We start from the raw sequence: 16,734 nt of genomic DNA on the forward strand, positions 1-16,734 counted from the left end.
GTTACAAGTATACCTATACTTGTAATCCATTAATAGCTACTTGCTGATTATCCAAAGCAAATATCTTATCTTTCCATTTTAAAGTATTTAAAACATATCCTAAGGAGTCTGCATGGTATCTTCCAGCTATTTTTTGATAACCCAATAGCTCATATACTTTATCTGAATCAAAATCCACAGGATATAAGCCGCTTATAGGATCAACGAATCCGTTGATTGGATTCTTTAGCTTTCCGTTTTCGTCGTATATTTCATTTAAATAATCGGCGTCCTTGTTGGATATATCTATAATGTATTTTTGGTTATTTTTCTTACTGATAACTTCAACCTTGTAATTGTCTTTATAAGTAACATCGTATTTGTATTGCTCATTATATACATTAAAGTCAAATAGTAATTTTGCTTCATTGTTAATAAACGAGTAAATGTAATAGTACATTATTCCACCACTACCACCTGTTGCAATACTTATTAAAATATCATCTACACCATCTCCAGTAAAATCCCCCAAAAATAGTGTAGGATTGTATCCTGTATTTTCACTAAGTGGTATACTAGCAAAATCACCTGTTATTCCATCTTGAATTACAAGGACGATATTTTGAGTATATGGACTATCTGGTGTCTTTATACCTGTTAAGTACACAGCATCTGTTATTCCATCACCATTTACATCTCCACTTGCATAACTAACAATGCTCGGATTTATCCTATTATATCTATTATACATAACTGCTCCTTTGCATTATAAGATTTATAAAATATCTTATGAGCCAAGCAATAAATTGTTCCATTTATTGATTTTTATAAGCCTTGTAATTGGGCGAATCTTCGCCAACTAATTTATCTAATTTCCAGTTATATCCCTTGTCAGCATCGTAAACAAGAAAATAAAGCGCTACAAAAGAAACGTTTTTGTTTTCATTCTTTTTCTCATCTTTATAAGTAATACTTCCATAAACATATTTTATATTATCTAATCCCTTCTTAGACAATATTTCATTAGATTTAAAGGTCTTCGCTTCTTTAGCTGTTATTTTATGGTTATTAGACCACCAGAAAAATAAATTACTCCCTTCAATTTCGGCATTGGTAATAGAGGGTACTATTATCTCCGTAGGCACATTGTTTATTGTCCCACTATCAACGGTAGTTTTTGACCTGTTTAAAAAAGATATATTGGCGAAAGATATTGAGAAAGTATAATTAGTTGATAATACCAACTTTATTTCTCCCACTATACTCTCCCTCTTAGCATTAACAATTAATGTTCCATTTTGTACATCAAACTTTTTATCAGATATATTAATACTCTTAGTAAATCTATCATTTATAGCAAACCCTTTGCCACCAAAAAAACTTGAATAGGATACTGTTTCTCCCACTCCTTGTTCTTTTATAGTTTCAATAACCTTTTCATCAGAAAAAGTTGGTGATAAGACTAATTTAGATCCCTCTGCGCTGTTTTCTTCAATGTTATCAATTCTCCAAGTTTCATTTTCAAAAACAAGGTTACACTTTATCTTTCCTGTAGAAACCAGAAGTCCACTGTCTATAGAAGCTGTCACCAAAATTTCTTCTTTTTTGTTTTCTAAATCCGGTGTTCTTGAAACCATGCCAAGATTTGTGACATCTTGTCCACCTAATACTTTTGGTATATCTGCAATATTAATACTTAATTTTTTTAATCCAACCCAAAACTTCTTTTCATTCATACCTACCAACGGTTTCAATGAATTAACGCTCTCAACTATAATTTTAGGGCTAATCTTCCATTGATTTTTTCCTTCATCATTATATACTAGAGCCAAAGAAGTCTTTGCCTCAATAGCGCCATTGTTTAAAGTTAAATCTACTTTTATGTCATCCTTGCCCTTATATGTATTCCTACTATTTATCTTAAAGCTTTTCATATCATTTTTGCTTATTTTTATTACTGTTCCTTTAGGAAGAGTTACTACTTTTCCTAGCAAGTCGTCTTTTATTTTCACTTCATCCACTGGTTTAACAATAAAAACTGTGTATGCAAAGACTGCGACTGAGGTAACAACTAATAATGATATTATAGGTATAATTACTTTCCTATGCACAAATGTTTTTTTAAAATAAGCAAAAAACTTATCCCTTTTATCCTTTTTTATGTTTTCCTCAGTTATTGCAGGCATCGCTATCGTCTCCTGATGTTTTTCCTCTTTTTTGTCCGCTCCAACTGTCTTTTCTTTATCCCTGTTATTATTTTTATTAGTAATCCGTTCATCTTCTAAATCTATTTTTTCTTCTATTTTCTCTCCACAATATGGGCAAAATTTTAATCCATTAATATTAGTAAATTCATTCTTACAGCTGTTGCAAACCATTTTCTCCCTCCAAACATTTATATAAAATAAACAATATGTTGTATTTAATATATTATAGCCTGTTTGCATACTATGTTCAAACATATTCACATCACTGACTGTAGATAATATTAAAAACTAATATAAATAGTAAAATAAAAATATAATTTTGACTTACTAATTTTCTTCATATGAAACTGGCACGTTATTTATTCCAAGTTCTTGCGCTGCTGCATATTGATCATGGCCCGATACAATTACAAAGCTTCCTTTTTTAATAACAATAGGTTTGTTAAACTTTTTATTATTCTTCATATAATTTATTGCTTTGTTTTTTGAACGTTTTATTGACAAATCTTCATTTTCATTTACTAACTTTGAAATATCCATTATTTCGTCTGTTCCAATTGGCATTTCGTAATTTAAATCTATTTGACCATTCGCATCTTTTAACAGATTGAATATTTTAATTGATGATGCTTCAACTGAAATAAAAGGGGTTCCCTTGCTATTTACGCACGCTTTTAATTCACCTTTAATTACAAAATAATTTACATCCTTCATACCTATTACTGCATCTCTCCAATAATCTTTTTTGACAATTACTCTATAAATTGAATTCATATCATCATAAGTTCCTATTTTAAATAGTAAATTAACATCTCCATTCTCTAACCTATTTGTTTTTACAGGTAATCCCTTAATTATAATCTCACTCTTATTCATATTTAAACTCTCCTTTTAATTGTATATATTTTAGCTGTTTAATTCCAAAAATAAAACACCTAGAAAGCTCATAGCCCTTTCTAGGTGTTTTTAACTATATTATAATTTAACTTCATATTAGTTTTCACGCAAGTAAATTTACCTATAACTATGTTAGACGTTTTTAGATATTTTTCAACTGTAGAATTTTTTTCATTATAAGCTAACACAGACTTCACCCCATTCGTAAATTCAAAAATTTTATTTGTAAATCTTAACTATTACTTATCACTATTCTTACCTATACATCTATTATATCATTGTATGCATAAAGTTACAATTCAAACCCTACAATTGCAGGAAATAGCATACTTTTAGGGGTTAAACTATTTTTTTATACTACTATTTTCCACTTACTTAACAAAACTTTCCAGTACTTAAATATATTTAAGTGCTGGGATTCTTAACTTAAGTCATCTCCTGCAAAGCTACACAGCTTCTAAAATGACGTTAAAATACAGTTCTAAACTGTTCAATGTGAGTAATTGTATACTCCATACATCCCATACCCATTGCAAAGAATGATACCATTATTATCAGTATTATTGCGCCAAAATCGTATTTCATTGCTTCTTTTTTGTTTATTAAGTAGGCTACAATAATTTCAATTCCTAGTAGAACTAAAACTAGGGGCCACATCGATGCTATTAGTAAATATTTAATACTTGGATTTATTAATCGTAGTAAAAACATTATTCCAAATATAACTAAAACTATTCCAGTAGTAAATGTTCCCGCTCTACGTCCCTTAATCATTCATATCACACTCTTTTTTCTTGCCTATAATAAGTTTCGCACCCACAACAATTATTACAATACCTATTATTACTTGAGGCACCACTCTTGTTACATCATTAATAAGACTATATAGTTCGCCCGACATGTTCATACGTCCAAGTAAGCTGTTTATGATGTTATTCCATATTAAATAAATTCCGGTAAATACTAGTAATATCCCTGCAATCAAGCTGTGCTTCTTAAATAAACCTTTATCTATTTTCACTAATTCATCGAGAGAAAATAAATAATTATCCTCTAAAAGTAAAAACTCCTCATCCGTTGAATAACGTTTATTCATACAATCGAAAAACGAATAAAACCAAATCAATGGTAAAACGAATAGTAGTGGCCCTATAGAAAGCCAGCTAGAAAGAAATATTAAAAAGAAGAATGCTGTCATAAGTGATAAACCCATCTTCATAAATCCCATATACATGTGACCTGCGCCAGGTAACATTGAAAAGCTAAAGGTTAAAAATTTATTTTTTTCCTTTTTCATTATTAAAAACCTCCAAGTTAATTATTTTTTGCGAGAAATTATTAAGACTTTCATTAATTGAGTTTATGGTACTTAAACTCATAGGGGTTACCTCCAGTGTTTCACTTTTAGCATTGGCCACAAAATTTAATGGATTTGAAAAAACAAACATTAATGCTATACTTGCTGCCATTACTACCCTCATAGAATAAAAGATAAATTGAGTATTAATTTCTTTTTCCTTATTTATTTTGTTTAGTATTTCCTGCTCAAATCCTAAAGGAGCATCAGTAAGTTCATTATCATCGAAACTATTAGCTAAAGCATCAGCACAGCCTTCACAATGGCAAATATGTTCTGATAATAAAATTAGTTCATTATCACTTAGAGATCCCTCTTTAAGCCCTTTTATTGATATTTTACTTAAGTGTCCGTTTTCTTTAAATAATGTACCACTCACATAAACTCCTCCTTCCATAAAACTTTCAACATCTTTTTGGATCTATAAAGATGTGTTTGCAATGTTTTCAAACTTTGACCTGTGTTTTTTGCCATATCAGAAAGTTTAACATCTTCACAAAAATAGTTTACTGACACCGCCCTATAAGGCTCTTTTAATTTCTTACATAAACTATATATTCTTTCGCTACTATGTTTTTTTAAAAGCGACTCCTCAGGTGTTTCCCCCTTATACTTTATACCCTCAAAATCTTCATCAGGTATGCTGTGAATTTTTCTTGCAGGACTTTTAAGAAAATCTTTACATTTATTCACTGCAATTGTTGTAAGCCAAGCTTTAAAATTTACCCCATCAAATTTACCAAAGCTTATATATGCAGACAAAAAAGTTTGTTGTGCCAAATCCTCTGCATCAAAGTAATTTTTTGTAAAGGATAGACAAATAGTAATGATTAAACGTTCATATTGTTTTATATAGTTTGCAAACTGTTCTTTTTGAACAACCATCACCCCCTTTTTTGCCCTTACACTTAATATAACGATTGAGAAATAAAAAACACTTCAATTATAACATTTAAAATGTAATGTTATTAAAATTAATGTTACAATTACCATATAAATAAAGTACAATTTAACGACATTTCTGAAGGAACGTCTCCCACTTCTATAAGTGGGAGTTACCTACTATAAGTAGGCGTTACTTACCCTAACAAATAGAAAACTTCAGTGAGAGTATAAATCCCCTTCTGAAGTCGTTAATATACAGCTCCGCAGGAGATGATTTAATAAGCAATAGCTCTGTCAGGCTATCGCAAATGTATTTATATGATGGGAGGTAACAGTATGTTTAAATTAGCACTGAGTTCACTTATAATAGTTCTAGGAATAACACTCATTTTATTAGGAATTTATAATACCAAAAAAAAAATACTAGAAATGAACATTCAAGACAAGAATGTACTAAATAAATATCTAAAACAACAAAAAGTTTCAACTGTTATAGCGGGATTTAGTTTTCTACTATTAGGTATATTATCTATATTAAATTTACTAACTGGTGAACAGATCGGGTTTTTGGGCAGTTCTATTTATCTATTAAGTAGAGTAACCGATTTTGCATTTGAAAAAAAATACCCAACAACAAATTTGTAGTTAATACTAATATAGGTTGTTCCCTATCCTATCTGCTTCTAATTGATTACTTATGCACTTTTTAATAATTACCTTTAAAGTAGTACCACGTCCAAGGCAATATTCGATACAAAGTGTGCACTAATTATAATAACCCTCATATTATATCAGTAGATATTAATACTATAGGAGTTAGTAATAATGAGTAAAAAAGTATCAATTAACCTGCCAGATCATGTGTATAAATTAGCACTGCGAAAATCTAAATTAACTCATGGAGAAAATAATTTTTCAGGTTATTTACGTGAGTTAGTATGCAAGGAATTTACAGATAATGAACTAGAACATGAACTTTTAAAACTTAATGAACCCCTATGGTTAGGGATTACAAAGACAGCTGAGTATAACTCTACTTGTCAGGTATGTACTAATTCCATTTCTCCTGGAGAATTAATTTGTTATACTGACTTAGGATTTCAAGAAGACTATAAAAATTGGGTTCACAAGAATTGCTGCAGAAAAGATTAATAAGTAGAACTAGAGATGACAATTTAACCTCACTCTAACTTGCTACATACACTGAATCTAATAACGTAAAAAAATAGGCCTTTTGAAGGCCTATTTTTAATAAATAATCTATTTAGCTAAATCTTCTATAGAATTAATGTTCATATATTTAGGAACAACTAACCCTATTTTAGCTCCCTCTAGGTTTGGACCTAGATCTTCAACTTTACCTTTGTAGTCAGCCATATATTTAGCGTGTGTTCCTGGTAACCATGCTGCAACAATAGCATCTACATCTCCAGTAGCTACAGCCGCCCACATAGGACCTGATTCTACTTGCGTAAGTCTAACTTTGTATCCCATATCTTCAAGTACTAATGCAATTACATTAGTAGATGCAATTTCTGTATCCCAAGAAACATAAGCAAGCTTGACTTCCTTACCATCCACTTTTTTTGCACCCGCTGTCCACTTACTTACTTTATCTTTATTGTCAGTAATCCATTGTCTTGCAACTTTCTTTACAACTTCACCCTCGTTAACTTTAAGCATAACAGCTTCCATATCATCAGCTGTCCATGAAAATTGGTCTAAAATTTTATAAGCATCTGGCTTATCTTTTTTTAATCCTAAGCGTGCAATTGTATTTATATTTTCAGCACCACCGAAAGATCCTTTAGGGTCCTTTAAGTATTTCAAATCATATTTACTAAACATCCAGTGAGGTGACCAACCAGTTATTATAATTGGCTCCTTATTTTTAATTGCATCTGAAAGTGCTTGTGTCATAGCAGCACCTGAGCTAGTTTGCACTTTATAATCTAATTTATAGTCTTTAACAGCTTTTTCAGCAGCTTGCACTACGCCCGCGCCCGCATCTATACCTGTAATCTTATAATTTAATTGTTTTTCAATACTTGAATTATCAGTCTTTTTTACTTCGCCACTTTTACTACTACATCCTACAAAAGTCAGAGCTATTAGACTAAATGTTACTATTCCAAATTGTTTCCAATTATTTTTAATCATTAATTTACTTACTCCTTTTATTTTATTTTGAAATGTCGTTAAATCATCTTCTTCGAAGCTGCAATATTAACAACTTCAGAAGGAGATTTACACTCCCAATTATAGAAGTGGAGACTTTCCTTCTGAAATGTCGTTAAAACCTTATGTAGTGTGTTTTTTATTTAGCGCTTGAGTAATACGATCCAATATCATCGCTAATATAACAATAGCTAAACCTGAAGCAAATCCTTGTCCGGCTTCATTTCTTGTAACCGCTCTAAAGACTTCAACACCTAACCCGTCAGCACCAATCATAGAAGCTATAACAACCATAGATAGTGCTAACATAATTGTTTGGTTAACCCCTGCCATAATTGTATTTTTCGCAATCGGAAGTTGAACCTTAAATAATTTTTGTGCAGGAGTTGACCCAAAGGCATCTGCTGCCTCAATAAGTTCTGTTGAAACTTGGCGAATACCAAAATTAGTTAACCTTACAACTGGAGGCATTGCAAATATAACAGATGCAATAATTCCAGGTACCATTCCTATCCCAAAGAAAGAAACAGCTGGTATTAAATAAACAAAAGCAGGCATAGTCTGCATAATGTCTAATATAGGCGTTACTATATCTTGCACCATTCTGCTTTTTGACATCCAAACTCCAAGAGGAATACCAATCAAAATTGATATTGAACTAGATGTCAAAATCAATGAAAGGGTAAGCATGGTTTGTTCCCAATATCCAAGATTTAGGATTAATAGCAACCCCAATAATGCAAATATAGATAAACCCCATTTTTTCTTAGTTATAAATATAGTTAATGCTACGATAATCAGTATAAAAACCACTGGAGGGATAGCTATTAATGCGTCACTTAACCCATTTACAACAGCATTTAGAATATCTTTAATTGGTTCAAAAAACCACTGAGCGTTATCTCTTAACCATGCTACAAGCATGTCAGCCCATTTAACTATTGGTATCGTTGGTATTTGTTTCATCGTTATTCACCTCATTTCCTGCAAGAGCCGCTAATACTGCACCTCGAACTATAATTCCTTTTAATATTTTTTCTTCAACAACAGCTACTGGTACAGGAGAATCGTGTATTATCTCAAACAAATCATTTAATGACAAATCTGGAAGAACTACAGGAACATCCGTAATCATAACATCATAAATATCTTTAGTTCCATTTTTCACTGCTTCAGCTGCCGCATCTGCAGTTACAACTCCTAAGAACTCTTTGTTTTTATTAATAACATAGATACTTGAAATTCCAGCCTGTCTCATACGTTTTAATGCAACTCGTGGACCATGTTTTTCTACATCTATGGTCTCTGGGCGTTTCATAACATGTTGTGCAGAAAAAACCTTGGATCTATCTACATCCTCAACAAACTTTCTAACATATTCATCAGCAGGATTTGTCATAATTTCTTCTGGAGTACCAACCTGCACTATTAATCCATTTTTCATAATTGCTATTCTGTCTCCAATTTTAAGTGCTTCATCTAAGTCATGCGTAATAAATATAATTGTTTTATGCATGGTTGCTTGTAAATCTATAAGCTCATCTTGCATCTCTTTACGGTTTAAAGGATCTAGTGCTGAAAAGGCTTCATCCATTAATAAAATATCTGGATTATTAGCTAGAGCCCTTGCAAGACCTACTCTTTGCTTCATCCCTCCTGATAATTGACTAGGATATTGATCCTCGTATCCTTTAAGCCCTACCAATTGTAATGATTCGAGGGCTTTTTCCTCAATTTCTTTTTTATCCATACCTTGTATTTCTAATCCGAATCCGGCATTCTCCAAAATAGTACGATGGGGAAATAATCCAAATCCTTGAAAAACCATGCTTAGTTTCTTTCTTCTAGTTTCTCTTAATTTATGTTTATCCATTTTCGCCAAATCCTCACCATCCACTAACACACTACCTGCATTTGGCTCGATTAGACGATTAATCAATCTAACAAGGGTGGACTTCCCACTTCCTGACAATCCCATAATGACAAAAATTTCTCCAGAGTGTACTTCAAACGATACCCTATTTACACCTACAGTCATTCCTGTTTCTTTTAAGATATCTGGTTTTGTTTTTCCTTCTTGTAAAAGCTTTATTCCTTGTTTAGGGTTTTTACCAAAAATCTTGGTCAAACCTTTAACTTCAATTTTCAACATTTATTCACCTCTTTGATTATTTAATCTATGTATTATTTGTAAACACATCCCTTTAGATTTAAGCGATATTCTTACATTGTACTAGACCTCGACAGTAAATACAAGTTTTCGACAATCGCATTTCTCCTATTATATTACATATATGCTATTAATAAGGTATTTGCATACTTATTCAACCTCCTGAATTATTAAAAATAATTAACATAAAAAGGTGTTCTTTATAAACACCTTTTTTTGTTGGATCTATTTTGTTATTGTGTTACATTTGTTGTTTTTCTATACAATGTTTTTACATTTAAGTTTTTTAATACTTTTCCATAAGAAGAATGCGGTTAGTGCAGTTGCGATCAAATCTGCACAAGGTTGTGAAAGCCATAATCCATCCAATTTAAAAAATAATGGAAGTATAAGAATAAGTGGAATTAGTACTATGACTTGTCTTAATATGCTTAAAATCATTGAGGTTTTTGCCTCATTTATTGCTTGAAAATAGCTTGCCCCTAAAATTTGAAACCCTAATATAGGTAAAAAGATTAAGTCTATTCTAATTCCACGTGCACCTAGATTTATTAGGTCAGTATTATTACCTACAAATACGCCAATAAGCTGCTTCGCAAATACTTGTACTCCTATAAATCCAATTATAGCAATGCAAGTGCCAAAAGTTATGGCAAGCTTTAAAACCTTTAAAACCCTTGGATACAATTTAGCCCCATAATTATATCCTATTATAGGCTGAATCCCTTGACTTATACCAAATATAGGCATAAAAATAAGCATTGATATACTATTTAATATTCCCATTGCAGCTATTGCAAGATCCCCTCCGTAAGAATAAAGACCTTTATTATATAAAATAATTACAAAACTTGATGCAATTTGCATAGAAAAAGGAGCCATGCCAATAGCAAAAATATCTTTTATAATATGTTTATGCAGCTTTAAATTGGCTTTCTTTATTTTTAGCACGCTTCCACTGCTTTTAGATGTAAAATATTTCAATACTAATATAGTATTAAAAGCTTGAGAAATTATGGTTGCTATTGCAGCACCTTGAATTCCCATATCAAAAACGAATATGAATATTGGATCTAATATAATATTAATAATTGCACCAAATACCATTGTAAGCATTGCCATTTTAGGATTACCCTCTGCTCTAATTATATTATTAATACCAAATCCTATATTTTGAAAAACAGCTCCCATAAGTATGATTTGTATATATGCTTTTGCATAGGGGATACTATTTTCACTTGCTCCAAATAAGATTAGGAGTTTATTTAAAAACAAAACTCCAAGTATACTAATCACTAATGATATTATCGTTATAAGTATAAAGGCATTTCCCAAAATATTATCTGCCGCTTCCTTGTTTTTTTCTCCTAGTTTTATTGATATAACTGCACTAGCACCTATCCCAATAAGCATTCCAAAAGCCATTATAATAACTGATATGGGGAACGTTATAGCAAGTCCTGAAAGTGCATAGGATCCTACCCCTTTAATATGCCCTATATACATTCGATCTACAATGTTATATAACGCATTTACAATCATCCCTGTTATAGCTGGCACCGAAAACTTAACCAGTAGTTTTCCTATACTTTCTGTTCCTAATTCTTTTGTTTGATTCATAAAAACATTCCTCCATACTAAAAATATAAATTTAAAATGTCAGTAAGAAACTTTTACAATTTCCAGTAATTTTATATTATTCTATTTGAGTCACATATGTTTAGATATGCGGCATTAACCATTGATATACCTATTTTCTAGTATAACACATGTTCTACATTTTTTCTTATTCTGCAAGCCTAAATTATTCAATCTACTTCAGGGCTCATTAACAACAAAATATATTGCAGTTTTTATAAATATAGTTTGTAATGTTTATTAGAATACATTTAAATAAACATTAACTTCAAAATTACATTTAATATATTGTCCAAAAATGTGATATAATAATTCTTTATTGTCTTCTCTATATTTAAAAAAATTTGATATGTCTAATTTATTTTAAAATAGAAGACAGAATCATATACGCAAAAATTGTTAGGAGTGACAAAACTATGAAAAATACAATATTAACACCTAGTGGAGTAATAAAATTAGAGGAAGAATTATCCTTTCGCACAGGAGAAAAAAGAAGAGAAATAACAGCCGCAATTAAAGAAGCAAAGGGCCATGGCGATTTAAGTGAGAATGCAGAGTATGATGCAGCTAAAGATGAGGAAGCAACCAATAATGATAGAATAATTGCAGTTCAAGAGTTACTTAGGAACTCTACAGTCGTAGATGATTACAGTAGTGACGACCAATTAGGTCTTGGAGGTCAGGCTGATATTAAATTTCTTGACACAGGTGATATTGAGAACATACACCTGGTATCAACAGTAGAGACCAACCCTGATTTAATGAACATAAGTATTGAATCCCCTCTTGGAATGGCAATATATAAAAAGGCACTTGGAGAAAAGTGCTCTGTTATATCTCCTGAAGGCAATTATGAAGTAAGTATAGAAAAAATTTACGAGTAAAAAAATTTAAGCAGAGATCACTCTCTGCTTAAATTTTTTTTATTAATTCTTGTTTTGTAAATTTAAAATTACCCCTTATCATTGCTTTTATGAATTCACATTTCAAACCCTTATTTCAAGGCACGGCGGAGAAACTTCATACGGATGCACGACACCCTTTACTTATTATCCACCATATTTTTTTCTGCTGCCTCTACCATTCTCTTTACCATTTCTCCGCCGACATTACCTGAATTTTTTATTTTATTTACAATATTACTTGGCACATCGCCCATATCTACATTTCTGCTTTCAATATTATCTACTGCCATATCTTGTGCTACTTCCATCTTAAATTTTTGAAGTTTTCCCGCTGCTTCTGGTACTAATGTTCTTTTAGTCATTTTACTACCTCCATATAATTTTATATTGTAAATACCCAAGATATATTGTAATAATTTTGATCTCAACCTTGTATATCTACAACTAGTATTTTTTAAAACGAACTTTTTATTCATTAATTCATCTTTAAAATTTTTATTTAGGTTTATTAATTTTGATTGTGTTTGAAATAAAATAAAGAAGATAACTTTAATTATCTCCTTTTTCTATTATATTTATTTATAATAGTTATCTATTTTTTTATGCGGCTTATCAACTCTACCATTAATGATTTTTATCAGTAGAAGATGTCTTGAAACTTTTTTCAAGCCTATCCACAACTTTAGTATATTTGTCCTTTTCATTTGCTGGAAATTTAAAAATAAAAGTATTTGTTGAAGCTTTTCCTACTACTTTTTTTTGATATACTATTTCGTCACCTTCAGTATAAGATATTACAAACCAACTACCACCTTTAGCTTTATAATACATATTATTATTTTTAATTGCTTTATTGTATATTGAATCAATAGTATCATTTGGTGCATTATTAGTTCCATATACCTGCAAATAAACCTTTCCATCGTCAGATTTAAATATATTACCATTTGCAGTATCATTAACTACTTTAAGATCATTAGGATACATAATTGAATATGAAAATTTTTCATTACTATAACTTTTATATTCATCTTCTTTAAGTTGATTACCCTGAGACTTTGCCTCTAATATTTTTTTAGTCTCGATTGCTTTTAAATCCGATGTTTTTTTTTCCTCCGCCACTTTTGCATCTTCTATTATTTTATCTGCTACTATTTTTGCATCTGCTATTTTTTTATCCGCTACTATTTTCGCATCTGAAATCCTTTTATCCGCTATTTGCTCTGGTGTTCCTGTTGCAGCTTCTGATGATACTTGTGATGGTGGTGTTGAGACTATTCTGTATATACTTACTACTATAACTAATAGTACTATGAGTGATAAGATTACAAGTGCTTTTACTGACTTTTTCATTTGTTTTTTCTCCTCGCATATGCTTTTATAGTGATAACTTTATAATCATAATTATTTAAAAGTTATTTGTTTTTTTTAATAAAAATGCTAAATACAATTGCTATAATAAACCCAATTAAAAACGACACCCAGATTGGCATAATTTAAACCCTCCTTAACCATCACATTAAAAAGGATACAGACTTCATGTCTATACCCTAATCAATTGTAGTCTCTAAACTTTTAAGCTCAGCTTTTTCTATTTTAGATCACTTATGAAATTTGGAAGATCAAAGCAAGATTTTGCAATCTCCTTTGTTAAATAACGAGTTTCAAGAGGCAATTTATTTACGTCCATGTTACTAGGATCATAAACATCTGAAGCCATTGTAAAACTCCATAATCCACCTGGATAAGTTGGAACAAACGCTATATAGGTTTTTACAATTTTAAAGTTATTCTTTAATATCCTTCTTGTATTCTCAATTATATTACGATGAAGCATTGGAGATTCACTTTGACATACCATTACTCCATCAGTTTTTAATGTTCTTTTTACATTTTTATAAAATTCTTCTCCAAACAAGTCCTTAGCAGGACCCTCAGGATCTGGTGAATCGACCATGACTATATCATACTTAATATCGGTCTTCTTTACGTATTCAACTCCATCTCCGAATTTAAAATTGATTCTTTTATCAAAACCTGCGCCTCCGCTTATTTCCGGAAGAAATTTTATGCTTTCTTTTGTTACTACTTCGTCGAGCTCAACCATGTCAATTGTCTCAAGTCCTTTATACTTTGATAATTCTCGTACCGCTCCACAGTCTCCTCCACCAATTACCAATACGTTTTGTGGGTTTTTATGTGTGATTACTGGAATATGAGTAATCATTTCATTATATATAAAACCATCTGCTGAAGTAGTCTGCATTGACCCATCAAGCACAAGACATGGACCAAATGCCACAGTATCAATCAAAGCTACCTCTTGATAGGGCGATTTGCTATATGAAAAACATTTATTAATTTTGTAAGTAATTTTCAAACTTTTTTTCTCAACTTCAACTTCCTCAAACCACAGTTCATTATCAATTTTTTTAAAATACTTTGGCAATTCATCCATTTTCATAATAATTCCTCCATTATAATAAATTTAAGCTTGTAAAGATGCAACTCTATTATAGTTAATTCAACAATTACAGCTTTAATGTTTTCTTTTGTATCTCCGAAAGCCACCACTTCAAGTATATCATAGATATTCGAAAGTTCAACTTGGATATGCTAATGATAACCCAACACCACAATATCTTATTCTATTTAAATCTCCATCAACCCATAATAGCTAACTGAAAGTTATCCAATGGTCACTCAAGAAAAAAAGCTGAATATTATAATTAGGTTAATAATATTAATATAATGTTATTTTTTTCTAAAATCCTTTTTAAACCATAATTAAGAAAAAAGAATAACAGAAGATAATTATATTGTTTTGCACAAACTAGAGGATGTAGATGTTGCTACTGTGGAGACGAAAATAAATAGAAATTAAACTAAATGATGAAAAAGGCAGTGATAACTCAAAAGAAACAAAAGCCACCTGCATAAAGGTGGCTTTCAGACCGTTGACAAACATAAAATGTAAAACACTCTAATTTAAAATTGGAGTGTTTTTTTTTATATTCAAAAAGGATTTTAGGACATCAATGTCGAATATATATAGTATACAAACTTTATAATTCGGAGGGCATTATTATGATTAATGAAAAGAATTTTACACAACAAAAACTAGAAATGGTGTATTTAGAAGATTTAGTTCCTAAAGACCATATTCTGAGAAATATAGATAAATACATGGATTTCTCTTTTATAAGAGAACTGACTAAAAAATATTACTGCTTAGATAATGGAAGACCTGGCGTAGATCCTATTATACTTTTTAAAATGCTGTTTATTGGGTACTTATTTGGAATAAAATCTGAACGACAACTTGTAAAGGACATTGAAGTAAATGTGGCTTATAGATGGTTTCTAGGACTAAGTCTTACTGATCCTATTCCAGATCATTCAACAATTAGCCAAAATAGACGTAGACGGTTTAAAGGTACAGATGTGTTTCAAAAAATATTTGACGAAGTAGTATTTAAGGCTATAAATCTTAAGATGGTAACCGGTAAAATACTTTACACAGATTCTACACACCTAAAAGCAAATGCTAATAAGCGAAAGCTTGTGAAAATTGAAGTTGAAAAAACGCCGAAAGAATATGTAGCTGAACTTAATAAAGCAGTGGAAGAAGATAGAATAAACCATGGTAAAAAACCTTTAAAGGAAAAAGAACCTGTCACCAAAATAAAAGAAACTAAAGTTAGCACAACCGACCCTGACAGTGGATATATGATGAGAGATGGCAAGCCGGAAGGCTTCTCATATTTAGATCACAGAACTGTCGATAGCAGACATAATATAATTACTGATGTGTATGTTACTCCTGGAAACATAAATGATGTTGATCCTTATATCGATAGATTAGATGTGCAAATAAAAAAGTTTAATTTTAATACAAAATATGTTGGTGCAGATGCTGGTTATGCTACAAATCTTATATGTAAAGAACTATATGAGAGGGAATTAAAATCTGTAATGGGATACCGTAGGTCTCCACATACAAAAGGAATGTACACAAAAAATAAATTCCAATATCTTAAAGAACAGGACATTTACGTATGCCCTGACCTAAGGGCTTTACATTATAAAACGACAACAAGAGAAGGATATAAAGAATATGTTGGTAATGCAAAATATTGCGAGATATGTCCAAATAGAGCTCAATGCTTTTCTGCAAAAAGCAAGTTTAAAACTATTAGAAGACATGTTTGGGAAACGTATAAAGAAGATGTTGTAAAGTTCACCAGAACAGATAAAGGCAGAAATATATATAGAAGAAGAAAAGAAACTATAGAGCGAAGCTTCGCAGATTCAAAACAACTGCATGGGCTTCGCTATTGCCATATGCGTGGATTAGAAAATGTGCAAGAGCAGTGTCTGCTTACAGCAGCAGTGCAGAATATGAAAAAGATAGCTAGCCTGCTATCTTTACTGTTTTTTGATTTTCTAACTAAGAAGATAGTTGTTATTTTACATTTATCCATAACTCAAAATGCTATCGCATAATTGCATGTAAAA

Annotated in this window: 19 protein-coding genes; 4 read left to right on the plus strand and 15 right to left on the minus strand. The window is 30.9% G+C overall.

What is annotated here, in order from left to right:
* Window positions 1–13: 13 nt before the first annotated feature.
* From ACWJJ2_RS05325 to ACWJJ2_RS05360, 8 genes are all read right to left on the minus strand, one after another.
* Window positions 14–730 carry an FG-GAP-like repeat-containing protein gene (locus tag ACWJJ2_RS05325; protein ID WP_216303677.1) on the minus strand — a complete coding sequence of 239 codons (717 nt, stop codon included), beginning with the start codon at window positions 728–730 and terminating at the stop codon, window positions 14–16.
* 64 nt (window positions 731–794) lie between these two features.
* Window positions 795–2,357: a hypothetical protein gene (locus ACWJJ2_RS05330; protein WP_216303678.1), complete on the minus strand. Its 1,563-nt coding sequence runs from the start codon at window positions 2,355–2,357 to the stop codon at window positions 795–797.
* A gap of 156 nt (window positions 2,358–2,513) precedes the next feature.
* Window positions 2,514–3,062: a ParB N-terminal domain-containing protein gene (locus ACWJJ2_RS05335; RefSeq protein ID WP_165414791.1), complete on the minus strand. Its 549-nt coding sequence runs from the start codon at window positions 3,060–3,062 to the stop codon at window positions 2,514–2,516.
* A gap of 80 nt (window positions 3,063–3,142) precedes the next feature.
* The gene (locus ACWJJ2_RS05340) at window positions 3,143–3,271 is read right to left on the minus strand and encodes a hypothetical protein (RefSeq protein WP_258280698.1); all 129 of its coding nucleotides are present in this window, start codon (window positions 3,269–3,271) and stop codon (window positions 3,143–3,145) included.
* A 280-nt stretch (window positions 3,272–3,551) separates the two neighbouring features.
* Window positions 3,552–3,857: a LiaF transmembrane domain-containing protein gene (locus ACWJJ2_RS05345; protein WP_462953945.1), complete on the minus strand. Its 306-nt coding sequence runs from the start codon at window positions 3,855–3,857 to the stop codon at window positions 3,552–3,554.
* A complete protein-coding gene (locus ACWJJ2_RS05350) occupies window positions 3,850–4,380 on the minus strand; it encodes a hypothetical protein (RefSeq protein WP_462953946.1) in 531 nt (176 codons plus the stop codon). The genes ACWJJ2_RS05345 and ACWJJ2_RS05350 overlap by 8 nt, the downstream gene beginning before the upstream one ends.
* Window positions 4,361–4,819 (minus strand): hypothetical protein, encoded by a 459-nt coding sequence (locus ACWJJ2_RS05355; protein WP_462953947.1) that lies wholly within the window; start codon window positions 4,817–4,819, stop codon window positions 4,361–4,363. The genes ACWJJ2_RS05350 and ACWJJ2_RS05355 overlap by 20 nt, the downstream gene beginning before the upstream one ends.
* Window positions 4,816–5,328, minus strand: coding sequence for an RNA polymerase sigma factor (locus ACWJJ2_RS05360; RefSeq protein ID WP_462953948.1), 513 nt, complete (start codon window positions 5,326–5,328; stop codon window positions 4,816–4,818). The genes ACWJJ2_RS05355 and ACWJJ2_RS05360 overlap by 4 nt, the downstream gene beginning before the upstream one ends.
* A 333-nt stretch (window positions 5,329–5,661) precedes the next feature.
* On the opposite strand from ACWJJ2_RS05360, the gene ACWJJ2_RS05365 reads away from it, so the two are divergent.
* Both ACWJJ2_RS05365 and ACWJJ2_RS05370 read left to right on the plus strand, forming a co-directional pair.
* Entirely contained in the window at window positions 5,662–5,970 is a 309-nt protein-coding gene (locus tag ACWJJ2_RS05365) for a hypothetical protein (protein WP_462953949.1), read from the plus strand.
* A 180-nt stretch (window positions 5,971–6,150) separates the two neighbouring features.
* On the plus strand, window positions 6,151–6,477 hold the full coding sequence (locus ACWJJ2_RS05370) for a hypothetical protein (RefSeq protein ID WP_216303683.1): 327 nt from the start codon (window positions 6,151–6,153) through the stop codon (window positions 6,475–6,477).
* 108 nt (window positions 6,478–6,585) lie between these two features.
* Here ACWJJ2_RS05370 and ACWJJ2_RS05375 read toward each other — a convergent pair whose 3' ends face one another.
* The 4 genes from ACWJJ2_RS05375 to ACWJJ2_RS05390 form a co-directional block, all read right to left on the minus strand.
* Window positions 6,586–7,485 (minus strand): glycine betaine ABC transporter substrate-binding protein, encoded by a 900-nt coding sequence (locus ACWJJ2_RS05375; protein ID WP_216303684.1) that lies wholly within the window; start codon window positions 7,483–7,485, stop codon window positions 6,586–6,588.
* Window positions 7,486–7,626: 141 nt separating this feature from the next.
* A complete protein-coding gene (locus ACWJJ2_RS05380; protein ID WP_216303685.1) occupies window positions 7,627–8,469 on the minus strand; it encodes an ABC transporter permease in 843 nt (280 codons plus the stop codon).
* The gene (locus ACWJJ2_RS05385; protein ID WP_216303686.1) at window positions 8,438–9,655 is read right to left on the minus strand and encodes a quaternary amine ABC transporter ATP-binding protein; all 1,218 of its coding nucleotides are present in this window, start codon (window positions 9,653–9,655) and stop codon (window positions 8,438–8,440) included. Before ACWJJ2_RS05385 ends, ACWJJ2_RS05380 begins: the two co-directional genes overlap by 32 nt.
* Before the next feature lie 276 nt (window positions 9,656–9,931).
* Window positions 9,932–11,293: an MATE family efflux transporter gene (locus ACWJJ2_RS05390; RefSeq protein ID WP_216303687.1), complete on the minus strand. Its 1,362-nt coding sequence runs from the start codon at window positions 11,291–11,293 to the stop codon at window positions 9,932–9,934.
* 434 nt (window positions 11,294–11,727) lie between these two features.
* Here ACWJJ2_RS05390 and ACWJJ2_RS05395 point away from each other — a divergent pair, with 434 nt between their 5' ends.
* Entirely contained in the window at window positions 11,728–12,195 is a 468-nt protein-coding gene (locus tag ACWJJ2_RS05395) for a GreA/GreB family elongation factor (protein WP_216303688.1), read from the plus strand.
* A 158-nt stretch (window positions 12,196–12,353) separates the two neighbouring features.
* Here ACWJJ2_RS05395 and ACWJJ2_RS05400 read toward each other — a convergent pair whose 3' ends face one another.
* The 3 genes from ACWJJ2_RS05400 to speE all read right to left on the minus strand — a co-directional run bounded on the left by ACWJJ2_RS05400 (window position 12,354) and on the right by speE (window position 14,680).
* On the minus strand, window positions 12,354–12,578 hold the full coding sequence (locus ACWJJ2_RS05400) for an alpha/beta-type small acid-soluble spore protein (RefSeq protein WP_165414532.1): 225 nt from the start codon (window positions 12,576–12,578) through the stop codon (window positions 12,354–12,356).
* Window positions 12,579–12,840: 262 nt separating this feature from the next.
* Window positions 12,841–13,569: a hypothetical protein gene (locus ACWJJ2_RS05405; RefSeq protein WP_216303689.1), complete on the minus strand. Its 729-nt coding sequence runs from the start codon at window positions 13,567–13,569 to the stop codon at window positions 12,841–12,843.
* Window positions 13,570–13,807: 238 nt separating this feature from the next.
* Window positions 13,808–14,680 (minus strand): polyamine aminopropyltransferase, encoded by an 873-nt coding sequence (speE, locus tag ACWJJ2_RS05410; RefSeq protein WP_165414534.1) that lies wholly within the window; start codon window positions 14,678–14,680, stop codon window positions 13,808–13,810.
* A gap of 623 nt (window positions 14,681–15,303) precedes the next feature.
* Between speE and ACWJJ2_RS05415 the strand changes: the two genes are divergently transcribed.
* Window positions 15,304–16,722 carry an IS1182 family transposase gene (locus tag ACWJJ2_RS05415; RefSeq protein ID WP_462953338.1) on the plus strand — a complete coding sequence of 473 codons (1,419 nt, stop codon included), beginning with the start codon at window positions 15,304–15,306 and terminating at the stop codon, window positions 16,720–16,722.
* Window positions 16,723–16,734 lie beyond the last annotated feature (12 nt).

This window comes from Clostridium sp. CM039 (genome assembly GCF_055081075.1).